Source organism: Rhodococcus sp. 05-340-2 (assembly GCF_002258915.1).
In the GTDB taxonomy this organism is placed as follows: domain Bacteria; phylum Actinomycetota; class Actinomycetes; order Mycobacteriales; family Mycobacteriaceae; genus Rhodococcoides.
This window is the reverse complement of sequence record NZ_NOYU01000014.1, coordinates 42,120-58,633: the sequence shown is the minus strand read 5'-3', so window position 1 is coordinate 58,633 and position 16,514 is coordinate 42,120. Positions and strand designations below refer to the sequence as shown.

The following is a 16,514-nucleotide window of genomic DNA, read 5'->3' as shown; positions in this document are numbered from 1 at the left end:
GACCACATCGATGACGGTGAACACCGGATCCGACACCGGTAACCACTCACGCATATCCACCGGCAACAAGAACTGCTGATCCCGATCCACCGGGCGATAACCTTTGGCCACCAGCACATTCTCCCAGCCCACCACCACCCGCTACAGCACAACACGCAGCAAAATCAACAAGGCTCAAATCGCAACAGCCCGGATTCCGTGTGAGGGTGAAAATAGTGGACGCTCACGTCAGTTGTACGGCTTACGCGCCGTTTCCGGGTCGCCGTACGTGATGGCCCGTTCGCGTCGGGTGCCGGTGGCCAAGGTTGCGGCCCAGTTGATGAGCGTCCCGATGCGGTTGCGGTTGCCGGCCAGGAACGCGATGTGGATGACGCCCCACGACACCCAGCCGAGGAATCCGGACATGCGTAGCGGCCCGGCCTGCACCAGTGCATGACCTCGGGCGATGTAGGCCGCGGTCCCGAGGTCTCGGTACTCGAAATCCTTTCGCGCAGAACCGGACAGGTCTGCTGCGATTGCCGCGCCCGCTGCTCGGCCGCCCTGCATCGCCACTTCGGCGACGCCCGCAAGCTTGTTCAGCGACATGATGTCTCCGACGACGAAGACGTTGCGGTGTCCCGGGATCGACAGATCCGGTTGCACGGCAATGCGCCCGGATCGGTCCTGTTCGACGCCCATCGCGTCGGCGAGTTGCTTCACGAACGGAACGGCTTCGACGCCTGCGGTCCACAGCACCGTGTGAGTGTCGTAGCGAGTGACCGTCTTCGGCTCGGCCTTGGCCGTCACTTCGACGTCGGTGGCCGTGACATCGGTGACGTGCACCCCGAGATGCGTCTCCACACCCACGGTGTCGAGGGTGCGCTGCGCCTTCTTCGTCAACGAGTCGGGGAACGATTCGAGGACGCGGTCACCGCCGTGGAAGAGCAGCACCCGCGCTTCCGACGGGTGGATCGAGTCGAACTCCTTCGCCAGCGCGCGGGAGGCGAGTTCCCTTATCTGACCGGCCAATTCGACTCCGGTCGGACCTCCTCCCGCCACGGCGAACGTGAGCCAGGGTCGACGTTCGTCGGCGGTGGGCAGGGATTCGGCCATCTCGAAGGCGGAGATCAGCTTTCGCCTGATCGCGAGGGCATCGTCGAGGGTCTTCATCCCCGGTGCCCACTGCACGTATTCGTCGTGGCCGTGATAGGCCTGCTGCATTCCGACGGCAACGACGAGATAGTCGTAGGGCAGCTCGAACGTCGAGCCGTCGAACCGACTCGCGGTCACCACTCCGCCGTCGCCGGCCGAGCCGTCGCCCACTGCGGTCACCGAGGTCGCTTCACCCAATGCCACGTGCACGTTCTTCTGCTTGCGCAGCAGGTGTCGCAGTGGACTGGCGATCGAGCCCTCGGACACCAGACCGGTGGCGCACTGATAGAGCAGTGGCTGGAAGACGTGAGAGGTGCCTCGTTCGAGCACGGTCACATCGACGTCCTCGTTGCGCAGACGTCGGGCCGCATGAAGTCCGCCGAATCCGCCGCCGAGGACCAAAACCCGTGGACGTGCCATGTGAACGCTCTCCCTCGGACCGAACTGCGGAGATGGATTCTCCGATATTCGAGCCTACTCGAGTGCCGCACCCCCGGTCAGGGGGTACGGCACTCGACGTCGATGCAGATCAGCCGAGCAACGCCCGCATGGTGTCGATTTCCTGTTGCTGCGTGGCCACGATGGTGCGAGCCATCTCCTGCGCGTCGGGGTTCGAGCCGTCGGCGATCTCGATGTTCGCCATCTCGATCGCGCCTTCGTGGTGCTCGATCATCATCGTCAACCATCGGCGGTCGAACTCGGGACCGGTGGCCGCAGTCAACGCGTCCATGTCCTGTTGGGTCATCATGCCTGTGCCCGAGCCGTGGTCCATCTCGCCCATGTCGGACGAGGGTGCGGGCTGACCCCATTCGGCGAGCCAGGCGGTCATCCGCTCCATTTCCGGTTGCTGCGCGGCTTCGATCGCCGACGCCAATGCCATAACGTCCGGATTGTCGGTGCGGCCCACGACCATTGCCGCCATCTCGATTGCCTGTGCATGATGTGGGTACATCATCCGAGCGAACATCACGTCCGCATCATCGAACTGAGCGGATGCGTCGGCCTGGGTAGATGGCACCGACGACGAATTCGACGCGCTCATCGAATGGCCGTCCATCGGCATGTCGGAAGTGTCGCTGCTGCAGCCGGCGACGAGGAATACGCTCACGGTGGCGGCAGCCAGCGACGCGACGAGTGTTGTACGCATGTGAATCTCCTTGAACAAGTGCGAAATACAGGGATCTTGGTATGCCGATCCGCCGGTGGTCGTGCATCCACCGGGCTCCCTGTCACACTCGCAAGGTCACCGATCTGTCCAGCTCCCAGAGGGTCCACGGCGGCGCACGCTCCGAGACGGAGTCGGTGCGCCCTCCGATACCGTCCTCCGACATCGGCGAGTGGACGCAACCGACGCTCGCCGATGGGACCGACAGTGCAGCCCACGACACCGTTGCTCCCGCGCACGGATGCATCATCTGATGTGCCGACGGGCCGTCGTGGTCACCGGCCGCCACCTGTACCGGATCATCGTGGTGGGCCGCCGACGCCATGGCCGAGTGTTCGCTGCTCATCGACGTGCTCGGTGTCGCCGAGTGCATCAGCAGCACCCCGAAGACGGTCAGTGCGATCAGCAATCCGGTCGCCGAGGCAATGCCCGGGCGACTGCGTCGGATCACTGAATGCATGTCGTCGACGATAGCAAGACATACCCCCTAGGGGTAGTCAGCGGGGACTTCCGCCCCGCACCGAAGGACTTCCGCCTCTGTCGGCGACGGTCCCATCCGGGCCATGCTCGTCATGTATCTGCACACGTGGGGCAATGGACGGGAATTCGTCATGAATGCATCGAGCCGGGTAGTCGTCGGAGTGGACGGATCTGCAACATCTCTCGACGCGGTCCGCTGGGCAACACGCGAGGCTGTTCGACGCCACGCTCCGCTCGAGTTGGTCACGTCGTCTCTGTTCGCGCCGGGAACCTACGGGGATGCCATCAGCCTTCGGATCGGTGCGTTCTCCGACCCGGATGTCGAGGCCAAGCGTGTGCTGACCACCGCGGTCGATGTTGCGCACAAGGCCGCAGCAGGCAATTCACTGATTCTCGACACCCGCCTCGAACACGGCTCTGCTGCACGGAACCTGACGCACTTCGACGTCGCGCCCGCCATGATCGTCGTCGGGTCGAGGGGTCTCGGCGAGTTCACCGGCGGGTTGATCGGGTCGGTCAGTACCGCAGTTGTCACGCATGCGAAATGCCCTGTTGCAGTGATCAAATCGAATGCCGTCAGCGACGGTCCGGTCGTCGTCGGGGTGGATTGCACCGCCAACAGCCAACCTGCCATCGGATTCGCACTGAAGGAAGCGTCACTTCGAGGCGTCGACCTCGTCGCCGTGCACGCCTGGAGCGACCTCGAGCTCGGCAGTGTGTTGACGCGCGACGACGAAGGTCCGTGGGTCGATTCCGAACTCGCCGAGAAGACGTCGTTGGCGGAGAGCCTTGCCGGCTGGTCGGAGGACTACCCGGACGTCACCGTCCACCGTGTGGTGGTTCAGGACAGGCCGGTTCGTGAGCTGGTCCGTGCATCCGAGTCGGCGCAGTTGATCGTGGTGGGAAGCCGCGGCCGGGGTGGATTCACATCGATGCTTCTCGGTTCCACCTCGCGTGCGGTGTTGCATTCGGTGGATGTTCCCGTCGTCGTCGTCCCCACGAACCGATGACCGCGCCCACCACCGAAACCGGTTACAGCTCCGATGACCTCGACGCAGACCTGCGCTACTGGGCTGCGGCGAACTACCTCACGGTGGCGCAGATCTATCTGCAGGACAACGTGTTGCTGCGTCGACCCCTGGAATCCGAGCACATCAAGCCGAGACTGCTCGGGCACTGGGGCACGAGTCCCGGACTGTCGATGATCTACACCCTCCTCAATCGCATGATTCGTCGAACCCATTCGGACTGGCTGTACGTCACCGGTCCGGGCCACGGCGGTCCGGCATTGGTGGCCAACACCTACCTCGAGGGAACCTACAGCGAGATCTACCCGAAAATTTCGCTCGACGACGAGGGCGTCCGACGTCTGTGTCGGCAATTCTCCACTCCTGGAGGCATTCCGAGCCACGTCAGCGTCCAGACTCCGGGCAGCATCCACGAGGGCGGCGAGCTGGGTTACGCCCTCGTCCACGCCGCCGGTGCCGCGTTCGACAATCCCGATCTGATCGTCGCCTGCGTCGTCGGGGACGGTGAAGCCGAGACCGGGCCGCTGTCCGGTTCCTGGAAGATTCCGGCCTTTCTCAACCCGATTCGCGATGGTGCCGTGTTGCCCATCCTGCATCTGAACGACGGAAAGATCTCCGGACCAACGGTTCTCGGACGCAGTACCGACCAATCGATCGCGGACTACCTGAGCGGCCAGGGGTGGGCACCACTGTTCGTCGAAGGCGACGACCCACGAGAAGTGTTCCCGGCCCTCGAAAGCGCCCTCACCCGAGCGCACGACGCGATCGAGAGAATCCAGCACGCCGCCCGCAACGGAGAACCGCAACACGACATCGCATGGCCCGCTGTCGTTCTACGCACCCCCAAGGGCTGGACCGGGCCGCACGAGGTGGACGGCAAGCTCATCGAAGGCACACATTGGGCGCACCAGGTGCCGCTGTCGGGAGTCCGCGAGAACCCAGCGCATCTTGCACTGCTCGAGAAGTGGCTCCTCTCCTACGATCCCCGGTCGTTGTTCGACGACAACGGTGCTCCGGTCGACTCCATCCGCGAACTCGCTCCGTCCGGCACCGAACGCCTCGGTGCCACTCCGTATGCGAACGGCGGTCTTCTGTTGCAGCCCCTCGTTATTCGCGATCTCGAGAACTACGCGCTCACGGTCGAGTCCCCGGGGCGCACGTCGCACGAGACGACCACCGTGCTCGGGGAGATGATGCGCGATATCTACCTCGACAACGCACAGCCCCACGGTGGCGGCAACTTTCGTCTGTTCTGTCCCGACGAGACCGCGAGCAACCGCCTGCAGGCCGTGTTCGAGGCCACCGACAGATGCTGGCAGCTGCCGACCACCGAGTTCGACGACGGTCTAGGTCCCGACGGCCGCGTGATGGAGGTGCTCAGTGAGCACCTCTGCGAGGGCTGGCTCGAGGCGTACCTGCTGTCGGGTCGACACGGCCTGTTCGCGAGCTACGAGGCCTTCGCCATGGTGAGTGTGTCGATGCTGATCCAGCACACCAAGTGGCTTCAGCACGCCGCCACACTCGCATGGCGAGCACCGGTGGCGTCACTCAACGTGCTGCTCACCAGCACGTGTTGGCGCAACGACCACAACGGATTCAGCCATCAGGGTCCCGGACTGATCGACGCGGTGATCCCTCTGGCACCGGACGTCGTGCGCGTATGGCTACCACCGGATTCCAATACCCTCCTCGCCGTTGCCGATCATTGCTTCCGCAGTCGAGGTCACGTCAACGTCCTGGTGGTGGACAAGCAGAGTCACCCGCAGTATCTGACGCTTCCCGAGGCACGGGCGCATGCAGCGGCGGGTGCGTCCCGCTGGGACTGGGCCGGCACCGAGGAGACCGATACCGAGGAAGATCCCGAGATCGTTCTGGCGTGTGCCGGCGACGTGCCGACCGAGGAAACCCTGGCTGCCGCACAGTTGTTGCGCACGTGGACTCCCGAGCTCAGGGTCCGCGTGGTCAACGTCATCGATCTGATGGCACTGCTTCCCGTCGTCGATCATCCGCACGGATTCTCCGACGAGCAGTTCGTGGATCTGTTCACCGCCTCTGTCGATGTGGTCTTCGCGTTCCACGGCTATCCCCGCGCCGTGCACCAACTGATGCACGGCCGACCCGACGCCCAGCGGTTCCATGTTCGCGGATTCATCGAACAGGGCACCACGACAACACCGTTCGACATGGTGGTGCTCAACAAGATCAGTCGCTATCACCTCGCGCTCGCAGCACTCGACCGAGCGGGCACTGCGCCGGCCGGTGCCGAACGACTGCGGCAGCACTGCCAGGACCAACTCGTTCGGCACGATGCCTACATCCGGGAACATTTCGAGGATCTTCCCGAGATTCGACAATGGCGGTGGTCGTGACCGCGAGGTGACTACCCGCGGGCGATGATCAGCGGACAGTCGACGCGGTGGGCCAGCGACCGGACGGTGGATCCGAGAAGTCGGTCGCTGAAACCGTTGCGGCCGCTCGAACCGACGACGACGGCCCGCGCCCGCGGTGATACCTCGAGGATCTTCTCGACCACGTTGCCGCGCAATATCTTCTGCTGTACCACGACGTCCGGGTACTGTTCGCTCCAGCCGGACAGGCTCTCTGCCAACACGGTTCGACCGTTCGAAAGGATCGCATCGGACCTGTCGGTGGCGGACGCGTCGGGCGCCGAGATCAGTTCGTCCGTCGACACGTGGACTGCAACCAGTTCCGCTCCCCGGAGTGAGGCTTCGTCGAAGGCCAACCGAACAGCGTTCTGGTTGTGCGGCGACCCGTCGATTCCGAGGACAACAGGGCCTCCCGACGAGTGCAGCTCCACGCTTCCCGGCACGATGACCACAGGGCAGTGCGCTTGAACGGCCACTGCGGTGCTCACCGAGCCGAGCAGTTCGGCGAAGTATTCGCCGTTGCCACGAGAACCGACCACCATCATCGAGGCACTCGAGGACTGCTCCAGCATGGCCTGAATCGTCGGTCCCACAATCGATTCGCTCGTGATGACGAGCGCGTCCGGGTTGTTCACCGAACGTCGAGCGACCAGCGACGCCCAGGCGAGGATCGACTCTGCGGCCGTGTGCTCCTCGGAGCCGATGTGCGACGGCAACGCGACGAAGCTGGTGTACAGAGCCTTGACCTGGTAGGCGGACACCAGCTTCACCGGTACCCCACGCAACTCGGCCGCATGCGCGGCCCATCCGACTGCGTCGAGCGACGAGCCGGAACCGTCGACACCGACGACGATCGGAGACTGCCTCGAGGTACTCATGCGTGCGGGACGACGAGGACGGGGCAATGGGCATGCCGCAGTACGGCGGTCAGTGTTCGTCCCGGCACTCGGTCTCGCTCGTGACCGACCACCATCAGCTGGGCCGTCTCGGAGACCGCCACCAGTTCCGATCCCGAGTCGGCCTCGGCATACACCGACGCCACACGAATGTCGGGATAGTCCGCGCCGAAGGGTTCGAGCCGAACGTCCATTGCCGATTCGGGGTGTAGCCCGTCGCCCGGGCCGCTGAGAGCGGACGCGAGAATGGAGGAGACAGCCTGAGTGTGCACCGCCAAGACGCTGGCCGCCCTGATCGATGCCTCGTGAAATGCCTGAGCCACCACGACATCGGCTTGCGAGACGTCGGCGTCACCCAGGGCTGCAACGACCGGGCCGCGGCGTTCGGCGTCGAAATGACGGACGATCGCCACGGGGTGGGGCGATGCTTCGACCACGGCGCCGACCATCGATCCGAGTACCCAGGCGGCCACCGCACTGCCGGTGGTGGTCCCCAGTACCAGCAGAGACGCAGATCCGGCCTCGGTCGACATCACCGATTCGGGCCGCCCCTGCAGAACGACCGATTCCACGAGAACCGACGGATCGATCGCCGCGGCCGCATCCGTTGCGCGACTCAATGCCGTGCGGGCATAGTCACCGTCGACATCCGGAGCGCCGTAGACGGTTTCGGGCACCGCGTGTCTGTCGATCACGTGGATCAACCGAAGTGACGTGCCCCGCCCGCGTGCCTCCTGCACGGCGAACCGAACCGCATCGAGTGCGGTCTCCGATCCGTCGATTCCGACCACGACCGGTCCGGTGGAATGTGAAGTGTTCATCAGATGCCTCTCGATGGTGCGCGTCTACGACGAGAACGCTACGAGCGCAGGCACACCTGGCACAGCAGTCCGAGGTCATCGGAACAAGTGACCTAGGTCGTCCGCCGTCAGGGCAGCGGCACCGACCAGATCAGCTCGGTGCCACCTGCGTCGGCCGCGGACGACCCGAAGGTCATCGTGCCGCCGCAGTCGACTGCCCGCGCCTCGAGGTTCGCCAGTCCACTGCGAGTGATGTTCTCGTCCAGTCCGATTCCGTCGTCGGAGACCTCGATGCGGAGATCGTCCCCGACCGCCAGGGTGACGTTGACGGTCTGGGCCCGAGCATGGTGGACGACGTTGCTCACCGCTTCACGAATGACGGCGACGGCGTGGTCGGCGAGGGTACTGTCGATGACCGACAGGGGCCCGAACATGCGAACCACGGCGCGAATGGGAACGCTTTCGGTGAGTTCGAGGACGGCTCCGTTGACGCGCTGCCGCAGACGCGTGGTCGAGTGTGTCGAGCTCTGCAGGTCGAAGATCGTCGTACGAATGTCCTGCACGGTGTCCTGCAGGTCGTCGATGGTGCGAGTCAGACGTTGACGAATGTCGTCGAGCTCGGTCTTCTGCAACGTGCTCTGCAGCGACAATCCGGCCGCGAAGATCCGTTGGATGACGTGATCGTGAAGGTCCCGGGCGATCCGATCACGGTCCGCGAGAACGTCGAGCTCGTGCATGCGCCGCGTGGTGTCGGCCATCTCCATCACGAGTGCGGCCTGGTCGGCGAAGCTGGAAATGAGATCGAGTTGAGAGTCGCTGAAGACCGGTCCGCCCTTTCGGCGCAGCGTCACCAGGACGCCTCGCACGCCGTCGGCTACCCGAAGCGGCGAGATCAGGGCCGGGCCGAAGGTGTTCGCCACATGCGCGTTGGGTCGGTAGTCCAGCTCCTCCTTGCGGGTAGCGGTCCGAAGGCGATATGCCGCACCGGAACTCGATCCCTCGATCGGGATGAGCGAACCCACCAGAGCGTCTGCGTCGTGCCCCTCGGCGACCGAGATGACCAACCGGGAGACCGTGTCCGAGTTCGGAGCCGCGTCGGCGGGAACAGCGATGAACGCACTGTCGGCCCCGGTCAGATGCAGTGCCCGCCTCGACACCATGTGCAGCACTTCGTCGATGTCGCTCCCGGCCAACAGTTCGGTACCGATGTCCCGCATCGCTTCCATCCACGATTGCCGGATCCGCGACTCCTCGTACAGGTGGGCGTTCTCGATCGCGATTCCGGCCGCCGAGGCGAGAGCCCGGGTGACCACCTCGTCGTCCTCGGTGAACTGGGCTCCGTCCTTCTTCTCGGTGAGGTACAGGTTTCCGAACACCTCGTCACGCACCCGAATGGGCACGCCGAGGAACGATTTCATCGGCGGATGGTTGGGAGGGAAACCTACTGCCTCCGGATGCGACGACAGGTCGTCGAGTCTGAGCACATGGGGTTGGTCGATGAGCAGACCCAGCACACCTCGTCCGGTGGGAAGTGGGCCGATCGCCTCGCGCACCTGCTCTTCCATGCCGTGATGGATGAACGCCTTCAGCTCGTGACCCTCGCCGCGCACGCCGAGTGCACCGTACCGGGCACCGACGAGGTTGACGGCCGACTCCACGATCGACCGCAACGTCACCTCCAGGTCGAGGCCCGAGGTGATGACGAACATCGCATCGAGCAGACCGTCCGCCTGCACTCGTGCATCCGCGATGCGCCCGATTCGGTCCTGCACCTCGGCCAGCAGTTCACCGAGGCGGAGCTGCGGAAGACCCGGTCCGCGGTGATCATCCATCCGACGGCCCGGATTGCGTTCGCGGATGCGTTTCGGCCAGCCTCGACGCGTACACCGCTGCCTGGGTGCGGCGCTCCATCCCGAGCTTGGCCAGCAGCCGGGAGACGTAGTTCTTGACGGTCTTCTCCGCCAGGAACATTCGAGCGGCGATCTGCCGATTCGTCAGCCCCTCCCCCAGGAGGTCGAGCAATGTCCGTTCCTGCCCGGTGAGGTGATCGATCGGTCCGGGAGCGGCCGTGCCCGCCCGCAGCTTGTCCATCAGCGCGGCCGCTGCGCGATTGTCCAACAGCGACCGACCGGAGCCGACATCCTTGATCGCGCGAGTCAGCTCCATACCGGTGATGTCCTTGACGACGTAGCCGCTCGCGCCGGCGAGGATCGCGTCGAGCATGGCCTGGTCTTCGGTGAACGAGGTCAGCATCATGGTCTTGAGATCGGGCAGTCGGTCGAGCAATTCGCGGCAGAGCTCGATGCCGTTGCCGTCGGGCAGTCGAACGTCGAGAACGGCGACGTCCGGCCTCAACGCGGGAATCCGAGCGAGTGCCTGTGCGCAACTTCCGGCTTCACCGATCACGGAAAGATCGGGATCGGAATCGATGAGATCGATCAGACCTCGACGCACGATCTCGTGGTCGTCGACCAAGAACACTGTGACCACGTCCAACCCCTCACCCGCGTCCTCGGTGGGCGCATCTTTCCCAACACTACGGACCCGCACACGGGAGAGCTCGACCTTTGGTCATCGAAAGTGGGGCCGAAAGTCCCTGATCTCGGTGTAGTTGTCCTGGCGCGCGGATGCCGAGCCGAAGCGTCTGATGGAGCTCTGGCACCACCTCGAAGGGACTCATCAGATGGGCAGATCCCACACCGTCGTCGGAGTCGACGGTTCAGCCGCGTCTCTGGACGCTGTCCGGTGGGCCGTGCTCGATGCCGAACTGCACGGCTCCGACCTGACGATCGTCTCGGCCGTCCCGACGGTTCTCACGGGCCTCGATGCCCTACCCGAACGGACATCCGCGCATCTGAGGTTCGAGACGAACCGCATTCTGGACGAGGCGATGTCGATAGCCCGGCCGACGGGGTCGGCCGTGTCCACCATCGCCGTCGACGTGGTTCTGTCGGACCGCCCCGCCGCTGCAGCTCTACTCGAGATGTCCGAGACGTCTCGGATGGTTGTCATCGGGACACGCGGACTCGGTGCGGCACAACGCACGTCGTTGGGTTCGGTCAGCGTCGCGCTGAGTACGCATGCACACTGCCCGGTCACGGTCGTACATGCATGGCCGATGAGCGGCTACACGGGGTTCGAGGCGGTCGTGGTCGGCGTCGATGGAACCTCGGCCGCCATGGCCGCGGTGGAGCGGGCGTTCGAGGAGGCAGAAGTCCGAAGCGCTCCACTCACCGCACTGCACGCGTGGGCCGATTCGGATCTGTCGATAGGGATGTCGGTTCCCGGCCTCGATTGGGCGGACCATCGACCCGAAGCCGACGGCGTGTTGGCAAGGGCCGTCGATGATTGCGCGCGTCGGCATCCGACGGTGACACTACGACAGGTGGCGGTCAGAGACCGACCGGTCCACGCACTGCTGGACCACGCGCAGAGCGCCCAACTGGTGGTGCTGGGCAGTCACGGTCGCGGAGGATTCGCCGGAATGATGCTCGGCTCGACCAGCCGCTCGGTGATGGCACGCGCATCGTGTCCGGTCACCGTTGTGCCCAGTGCCGCGCGCAACAGAACGCCTGCGACGAAGGAGTACCTGTGAAAACTGCGGAAGAACTGTTCGACCCTCGACATGCGTGCGCCGATCCGGATCGACTGCAGCACCTGACGGACATGAATCATTTTGCACTGCAATTGAACCGAAGCCGAACCGACAGGACATCCACATGCGCATACTGATCGCAACAGCAAGCCGCCACGGCGCCACCCGGGAAATCGGACAGTGGCTGGGCTCGTCGATTCTGCGGGAACTGTCCAGCATCGACAGCACGACGACAGTCGATGTTCGTGATGCCCGCGACGTGGACAGCATTGCCGAGTACGACGCCGCGATAATCGGCAGTGGCGTGTACATGGGCCGATGGCTACGAGACGCACGCGCGCTGGTCACCAGGGAACAGGCCGAACTGGAGGCAATTCCTGTGTGGCTCTTCTCGAGTGGCCCGGTGGACGACAGCACTCCGCCGAAAGCTCGGCCGAAAGAGACCGAGGCCGACTGGGTGATCGAGCATCGCGTGTTCGGTGGCAAGCTGACGAACTCGCGGTTGTCACTGTTCGAGCGTGCCGTCGTGCGACTGATCGGTGCCTCCGATGGTGACAGCAGATCACGAGCAGAGGTCATGTCGTGGGCGGTGGTCATCGCCTCCCATCTCACACCTTTTGTGCTCCGGGCCGATGAGGCCTCTCGGCTCAATTGAACGCCGAAGACGAGTGACCGCGGACTCCCTCGTCCACCTGGGTGCTCGGCTCCGGGACCTACGGCCGAGCGGGTGGAAACCAACCCCGAGCGTCACGCAGGGTGCGGCCGGCCTCGTCGACTGTCGATCGGTTCCAGCGCTCGGCGACTCTGCGTAATTCTGCACGCGCTTCGGCAACCGTGCGGCCACTGGCAACAAGAACACCGATTGCCTGGTTCACCTCACTCACATCGGCAAGAGATCGCGGCTCGGAAGCCCCGGAATCGGTTCCGCCGCGGACCGGATCTCTGGTCCCTATCACCACGTCGAACCGTTCACCGTCGACGATCGACGTCAGGGTGATCGAGCCGACATCCGAGACGGCCACATCGATGTCGGCCGCCAACTGCCCGGCCAAGCGCGCGAGATCGACGGACGAGTTGTCCAGTGATTCGGTCAGCGTCGCAAGATCGTCCAGCAATCGAGGCGGAAGTTTCATCGAGAATCCAGGTGCGGCCCGATCGCCGATTCGATTCGTCCGATATACCCGCGGCATCCTGCCGGGCGGGTATGCGAGCGCGAGGAAAAGTCGGACTCGATGCCTCGGAATGCGCTCGCGGCTCGAACGCTACGCCCTTACGTGCGGGAACGGGAGCGGGCCGTCTTCATCGCCTCGCCCACCATGGCCTCAGCGACCACTGCGACTTTCTTGTGCTCGCTCTGGCTCAACGATCGGAGCTTGTCGTACCCCTGGGCTCCGGTGCATCCGCTTCGGCTGATCAGCACCCCGATCGCCTGGTCGATAACGGAGCGATTGCTCAGTGCCATCTCGAGCTGCTCGGTGAGCCGGGCGGCACTCGACAGCGCCCGCGCGTTCTGCACCGAGACCGCAGCCGGTACCGCGAACAGTTCGCCCAACTCTGCAGCGCGAGCATCGAACGCGTCGGGCCGGCGCGCGTAGACATTCATCGCGCCGAGCACACCGCCTGCGGTGATCAGCGGCAGAGACAACACGCTGTGCACTCCCATTCGACCGACCTTCGGACCGAATTCCGGCCACTGAGGGTCGGATTCGAGTGAACCGGATCGAACGGTGATGCCCTCGGCAGCTGCGGTGATGGAGGGGCCTTGGCCGAGTCCGTACTGGATGTCGTCGACGGCACGGACGAATTCCGCGCTCGCGACAATCGTGTCGGGGCGGTCAGGATGCAGGAGCGTCAATCCGGCACCGTCCGCGCCGGGAACGGCCCGAACTGCAAGTTGCGCCACGTGAGAGAGGGTGTCGGACAGAGACAGATCGGTCACCGGCAGTTTGCTGAGGTCGACCAGACTCGACCGGAGGTCGTCTTCGTGTTCCCCTGCGTTCATCACTGCTCACTCCGTTGTGGGCACACATGCCTTTCGGGCATGCGCCTGCCCACCCCGACCTTACGGCTTCACCGACAGCCGAGTCGCACGGACGAAGGAACACCGGGATCGGTCCACTGCGACCGACGAGGTCCACATCAGAACTCGAACACCTGGCGAGCGGTGACGCGGCCACCCATGAGGTCGTCGAAGCACTCGTTCACTTCGTCCAACTTGCGCGATACGGCCGATACCGTGGTCCGCCCGGCCTCGTGCAGTGCGAATACTTCACGTAGGTCCTTTCGCGTACCGACGATCGAACCGAGGACGGAGATTCCGCCGACGACCGTCTCGAAGATCGGGACCGGGAACACACCGTGAGCGGGCATCGAGACACACACCAGTCGACCGCCGCGGCGAAGCGAACGGAAGGCCTGATCGAACACGCTCGGGATGACGGCCAACACGATGGCCACATCGGCTCCGCCGAGCGCCTTGATCTCCTCGACGGGGTCGACCTTCGACGAGTCGACCGTGTGATCGGCACCGAGTTCACGTGCAAGTTCGAGCTTCTCTTCCTCGATGTCGACTGCGGTGACGAATCCGCCCGCGATCTTGGCGTACTGCACCGCCATGTGGCCCAATCCGCCGACGCCGAAGATGGCCACGCGCTGAGCCGGTGTAACACCGCCGACCTTGACTGCCTTGTAGGTGGTGACGCCGGCACACGTCAGCGGAGCTGCATCGAACGAGGAGATGCCGTCGGGAACGCGGACGACGTATTTCGCATGGGCCACAGCGTATTCGGCGTAGGCCCCGTCTATCGAGTAGCCACTGTTCTGCTGTGTCTCGCACAGCGTCTCCCATCCGGACACGCAGTGATCGCATTCGCCGCATGCCGAACCGAGCCACGCGATCGCCACGCGTTCGCCGATTCGACTCGTGTCGACCTGCGATCCCACGGCCTCGATCACGCCGATTCCCTCGTGCCCGGGAACGAACGGCAGGGTCGGCTTGGCCGGCCAATCCCCCTGCGCTGCATGAATATCGGTGTGACAGACTCCGCACGTCTCCATCTTCACCAGCACCTGCTCCGGGGCGGGTGTCGGGATAGGGATGTCCTTGACGACCAGGGGTCCGCCGAACTCGGTGACAACAGCAGCTTTCATCGTGGATTTCCTCCAACTATCGAAACCAATGCCGTTCTCGACCATCGAGCAATGCACACTGTCGATGGTCGGCGCTGCGACACTCGGCATGTAGGGCCGGAAGTCACCGCCGGTTCGGGACGTATACCGAACCGGCAGCTCGGGAGCAGAAAGGCCCGAGAAGCAGGGGATTTCGCCCCTGACGCTCGTCGACGACCCGGACCACACTCGGCAGCATGGATTCTGCTGCACACTCCCGATCGAAGACCTGCGAGCGATGAACCTGTGGCGAAGACACCCGGGTGTCCGGACCGGTGATGCCCTGACCGTCGGTGAGCGAGCGGCGGACTACGTCCGAAACGGGATGGGCTCGTGGCCGTTCGTGTTCCTGTTTCTGGGCACCATGGCGCTGTGGGCCGCCTACAACCAGAGCGACGGATTCGACCCGTACCCGTTCATCCTGCTCAACCTGTTCCTGTCGATGATCGCGGGACTCCAGGGAGCGATTCTGCTGATCTCGGCGAAACGCGCGGACTCGGTGAGCAGTGAGGTTGCCGTACACACACTTTCGAACACCGCCCTACTCCAGGACATGATCGAGGCCAATACCGTCTTGACGGAATCGGTGGCGCAGCTGGCGGCCGAGATTCACACGCACGTCTGTCCGTCGGCGCACCGCACGAGTGCAGAGACATCACCGGCGAAACAGGTCACGAACCACGCTTCTCTGCATTGAGCCACGCGAGTATCTCTCGGGCCCAATTGCACACGAGTACCCAGTCGCGGAAGTCTCCTGCGACTGCTCCGGAGTTCTCGAAAATCTGACGCTCTCCCGCCGAAAGTCGGTCTGGCACCAGCTTCCCGGGAAACGTTCGGTGTGCGGTCGCATGCATTACCGATACTGCGTGTGCCGCGTCGGAAGTGACGTTGACCGGCCTGTCGCTCGAGTGCAGCGGCCCACAGGAGAACAGCCACACAGGTGGATGTTCGGACCTCGACACCCTGTCGACCAGAGCCTTCGCGGCTGGAACCCAGCGATCCGAGTAGACAGCGCTCCCGATGACCAGAGCGTCGTAGCCGTCTACGCGGACCACGGATTCCGGTGCCCGCACATCGACGTCGACACCACAGTGCTCGAAGACTCGACCCATTTCCTGGCCCAGACTGTGGGTCGCTCCATGTCGACCTGCGGTGGAGACGAGTATTTTCATGTCTCGTCCGACAGGAGGTATGCGGATTTGCCCGCCGCCACCGTCATCCGCCATCCGTGGACCGCAATGACGAACCCCAGTACTCCGAACGATCCCAGCAGCCAACTCGTCTCACCGGTCACCGCCGAGTGCACGATGATCCAGGCAACCAGGAGCACGCCGGCGATATGAGCCATCGGACCCGACCGTCCGCCGCCTGCGAAGGCAGACGCCGCAGCGAGCCCCATGGGAACGCCGACGACCAACATCAGCGACAGTGCTGTCAGTGTCACAGACACTTTCGCCTCGACGTAGGAACTCGGATCGATTGCACCCGAGGCCAATCCGATCGCAGCACCGAACGCGTTGATCGATACCCCTCCGCAGACTGCGCCGAGCCACGGCGATCGCCGGTTGCGCTCGGTTGCCACTCGCGTTGTCGATGTCATCGTTCCAGTCTGTGCGGCAAGAGATCAATTGCGCTAGAGCACAAAGTACTTGCCGCTCGACTACCTGAATCAGGTCTCAGCGGCCGAACCACGACCGCATGCTTCGACGCTCCTTCACGGGCGGGCTCGAATCCTCGTTGCAGGTGCAGCGGTCGGCTGCGGCAACCGTACGCATGACGGAGTCGACATGTCTGCCGCAACCGCCCCAGCCGGTCTTGTGGCATTTCTTGCAGGTGACGGGGTAACACATGAGAATCCTCCTGG

Annotated in this window: 17 protein-coding genes; 5 read left to right on the top strand and 12 right to left on the bottom strand. The window is 64.2% G+C overall.

What is annotated here, in order from left to right:
* Positions 1–228 precede the first annotated feature (228 nt).
* The 3 genes from CH271_RS08820 to CH271_RS08810 all read right to left on the bottom strand — a co-directional run bounded on the left by CH271_RS08820 (position 229) and on the right by CH271_RS08810 (position 2,756).
* A complete protein-coding gene (locus tag CH271_RS08820; protein ID WP_094633416.1) occupies positions 229–1,551 on the bottom strand; it encodes an NAD(P)/FAD-dependent oxidoreductase in 1,323 nt (440 codons plus the stop codon).
* 109 nt (positions 1,552–1,660) lie between these two features.
* Complete coding sequence (locus CH271_RS08815; protein ID WP_094633418.1) at positions 1,661–2,278, bottom strand: DUF305 domain-containing protein; 618 nt, start codon at positions 2,276–2,278, stop codon at positions 1,661–1,663.
* 82 nt (positions 2,279–2,360) lie between these two features.
* Positions 2,361–2,756, bottom strand: a complete 396-nt coding sequence (locus CH271_RS08810; RefSeq protein WP_094633415.1) for a DUF6153 family protein — start codon at positions 2,754–2,756, stop codon at positions 2,361–2,363.
* A gap of 151 nt (positions 2,757–2,907) precedes the next feature.
* Here CH271_RS08810 and CH271_RS08805 point away from each other — a divergent pair, with 151 nt between their 5' ends.
* Entirely contained in the window at positions 2,908–3,786 is an 879-nt protein-coding gene (locus CH271_RS08805) for a universal stress protein (protein ID WP_094633417.1), read from the top strand.
* Positions 3,783–6,173, top strand: a complete 2,391-nt coding sequence (locus CH271_RS08800; protein WP_094633414.1) for a phosphoketolase family protein — start codon at positions 3,783–3,785, stop codon at positions 6,171–6,173. Before CH271_RS08805 ends, CH271_RS08800 begins: the two co-directional genes overlap by 4 nt.
* Positions 6,174–6,184: 11 nt before the next feature.
* Here the strand turns inward: CH271_RS08800 and CH271_RS08795 are convergent, their stop codons facing one another.
* The 4 genes from CH271_RS08795 to CH271_RS08780 all read right to left on the bottom strand — a co-directional run bounded on the left by CH271_RS08795 (position 6,185) and on the right by CH271_RS08780 (position 10,377).
* Complete coding sequence (locus CH271_RS08795; protein ID WP_094633413.1) at positions 6,185–7,069, bottom strand: universal stress protein; 885 nt, start codon at positions 7,067–7,069, stop codon at positions 6,185–6,187.
* Positions 7,066–7,908, bottom strand: coding sequence for a universal stress protein (locus tag CH271_RS08790; RefSeq protein WP_094633412.1), 843 nt, complete (start codon positions 7,906–7,908; stop codon positions 7,066–7,068). Before CH271_RS08790 ends, CH271_RS08795 begins: the two co-directional genes overlap by 4 nt.
* Positions 7,909–8,015: 107 nt before the next feature.
* Entirely contained in the window at positions 8,016–9,719 is a 1,704-nt protein-coding gene (locus tag CH271_RS08785) for a sensor histidine kinase (protein WP_037193952.1), read from the bottom strand.
* Entirely contained in the window at positions 9,712–10,377 is a 666-nt protein-coding gene (locus CH271_RS08780) for a response regulator (RefSeq protein WP_037193950.1), read from the bottom strand. The genes CH271_RS08785 and CH271_RS08780 overlap by 8 nt, the downstream gene beginning before the upstream one ends.
* A gap of 193 nt (positions 10,378–10,570) precedes the next feature.
* On the opposite strand from CH271_RS08780, the gene CH271_RS08775 reads away from it, so the two are divergent.
* Positions 10,571–11,482, top strand: coding sequence for a universal stress protein (locus CH271_RS08775; RefSeq protein WP_179274706.1), 912 nt, complete (start codon positions 10,571–10,573; stop codon positions 11,480–11,482).
* Between the two features lie 124 nt (positions 11,483–11,606).
* The gene (locus tag CH271_RS08770; RefSeq protein ID WP_094633410.1) at positions 11,607–12,137 is read left to right on the top strand and encodes a flavodoxin domain-containing protein; all 531 of its coding nucleotides are present in this window, start codon (positions 11,607–11,609) and stop codon (positions 12,135–12,137) included.
* A gap of 58 nt (positions 12,138–12,195) precedes the next feature.
* Here CH271_RS08770 and CH271_RS08765 read toward each other — a convergent pair whose 3' ends face one another.
* From CH271_RS08765 to adhP, 3 genes are all read right to left on the bottom strand, one after another.
* Positions 12,196–12,615, bottom strand: coding sequence for a hypothetical protein (locus CH271_RS08765; RefSeq protein ID WP_094633409.1), 420 nt, complete (start codon positions 12,613–12,615; stop codon positions 12,196–12,198).
* 137 nt (positions 12,616–12,752) lie between these two features.
* The gene (locus CH271_RS08760) at positions 12,753–13,484 is read right to left on the bottom strand and encodes a GAF and ANTAR domain-containing protein (protein WP_094633408.1); all 732 of its coding nucleotides are present in this window, start codon (positions 13,482–13,484) and stop codon (positions 12,753–12,755) included.
* Positions 13,485–13,621: 137 nt separating this feature from the next.
* The gene (gene adhP, locus CH271_RS08755) at positions 13,622–14,632 is read right to left on the bottom strand and encodes an alcohol dehydrogenase AdhP (RefSeq protein ID WP_037193942.1); all 1,011 of its coding nucleotides are present in this window, start codon (positions 14,630–14,632) and stop codon (positions 13,622–13,624) included.
* A 256-nt stretch (positions 14,633–14,888) separates the two neighbouring features.
* Here adhP and CH271_RS08750 point away from each other — a divergent pair, with 256 nt between their 5' ends.
* Positions 14,889–15,347 (top strand): DUF1003 domain-containing protein, encoded by a 459-nt coding sequence (locus CH271_RS08750; RefSeq protein WP_094633407.1) that lies wholly within the window; start codon positions 14,889–14,891, stop codon positions 15,345–15,347.
* Here CH271_RS08750 and CH271_RS08745 read toward each other — a convergent pair.
* Complete coding sequence (locus CH271_RS08745) at positions 15,322–15,822, bottom strand: flavodoxin domain-containing protein (protein WP_179274705.1); 501 nt, start codon at positions 15,820–15,822, stop codon at positions 15,322–15,324. The genes CH271_RS08750 and CH271_RS08745 overlap by 26 nt on opposite strands.
* Entirely contained in the window at positions 15,819–16,250 is a 432-nt protein-coding gene (locus tag CH271_RS08740) for a hypothetical protein (RefSeq protein ID WP_143546027.1), read from the bottom strand. Before CH271_RS08740 ends, CH271_RS08745 begins: the two co-directional genes overlap by 4 nt.
* Positions 16,251–16,514 lie beyond the last annotated feature (264 nt).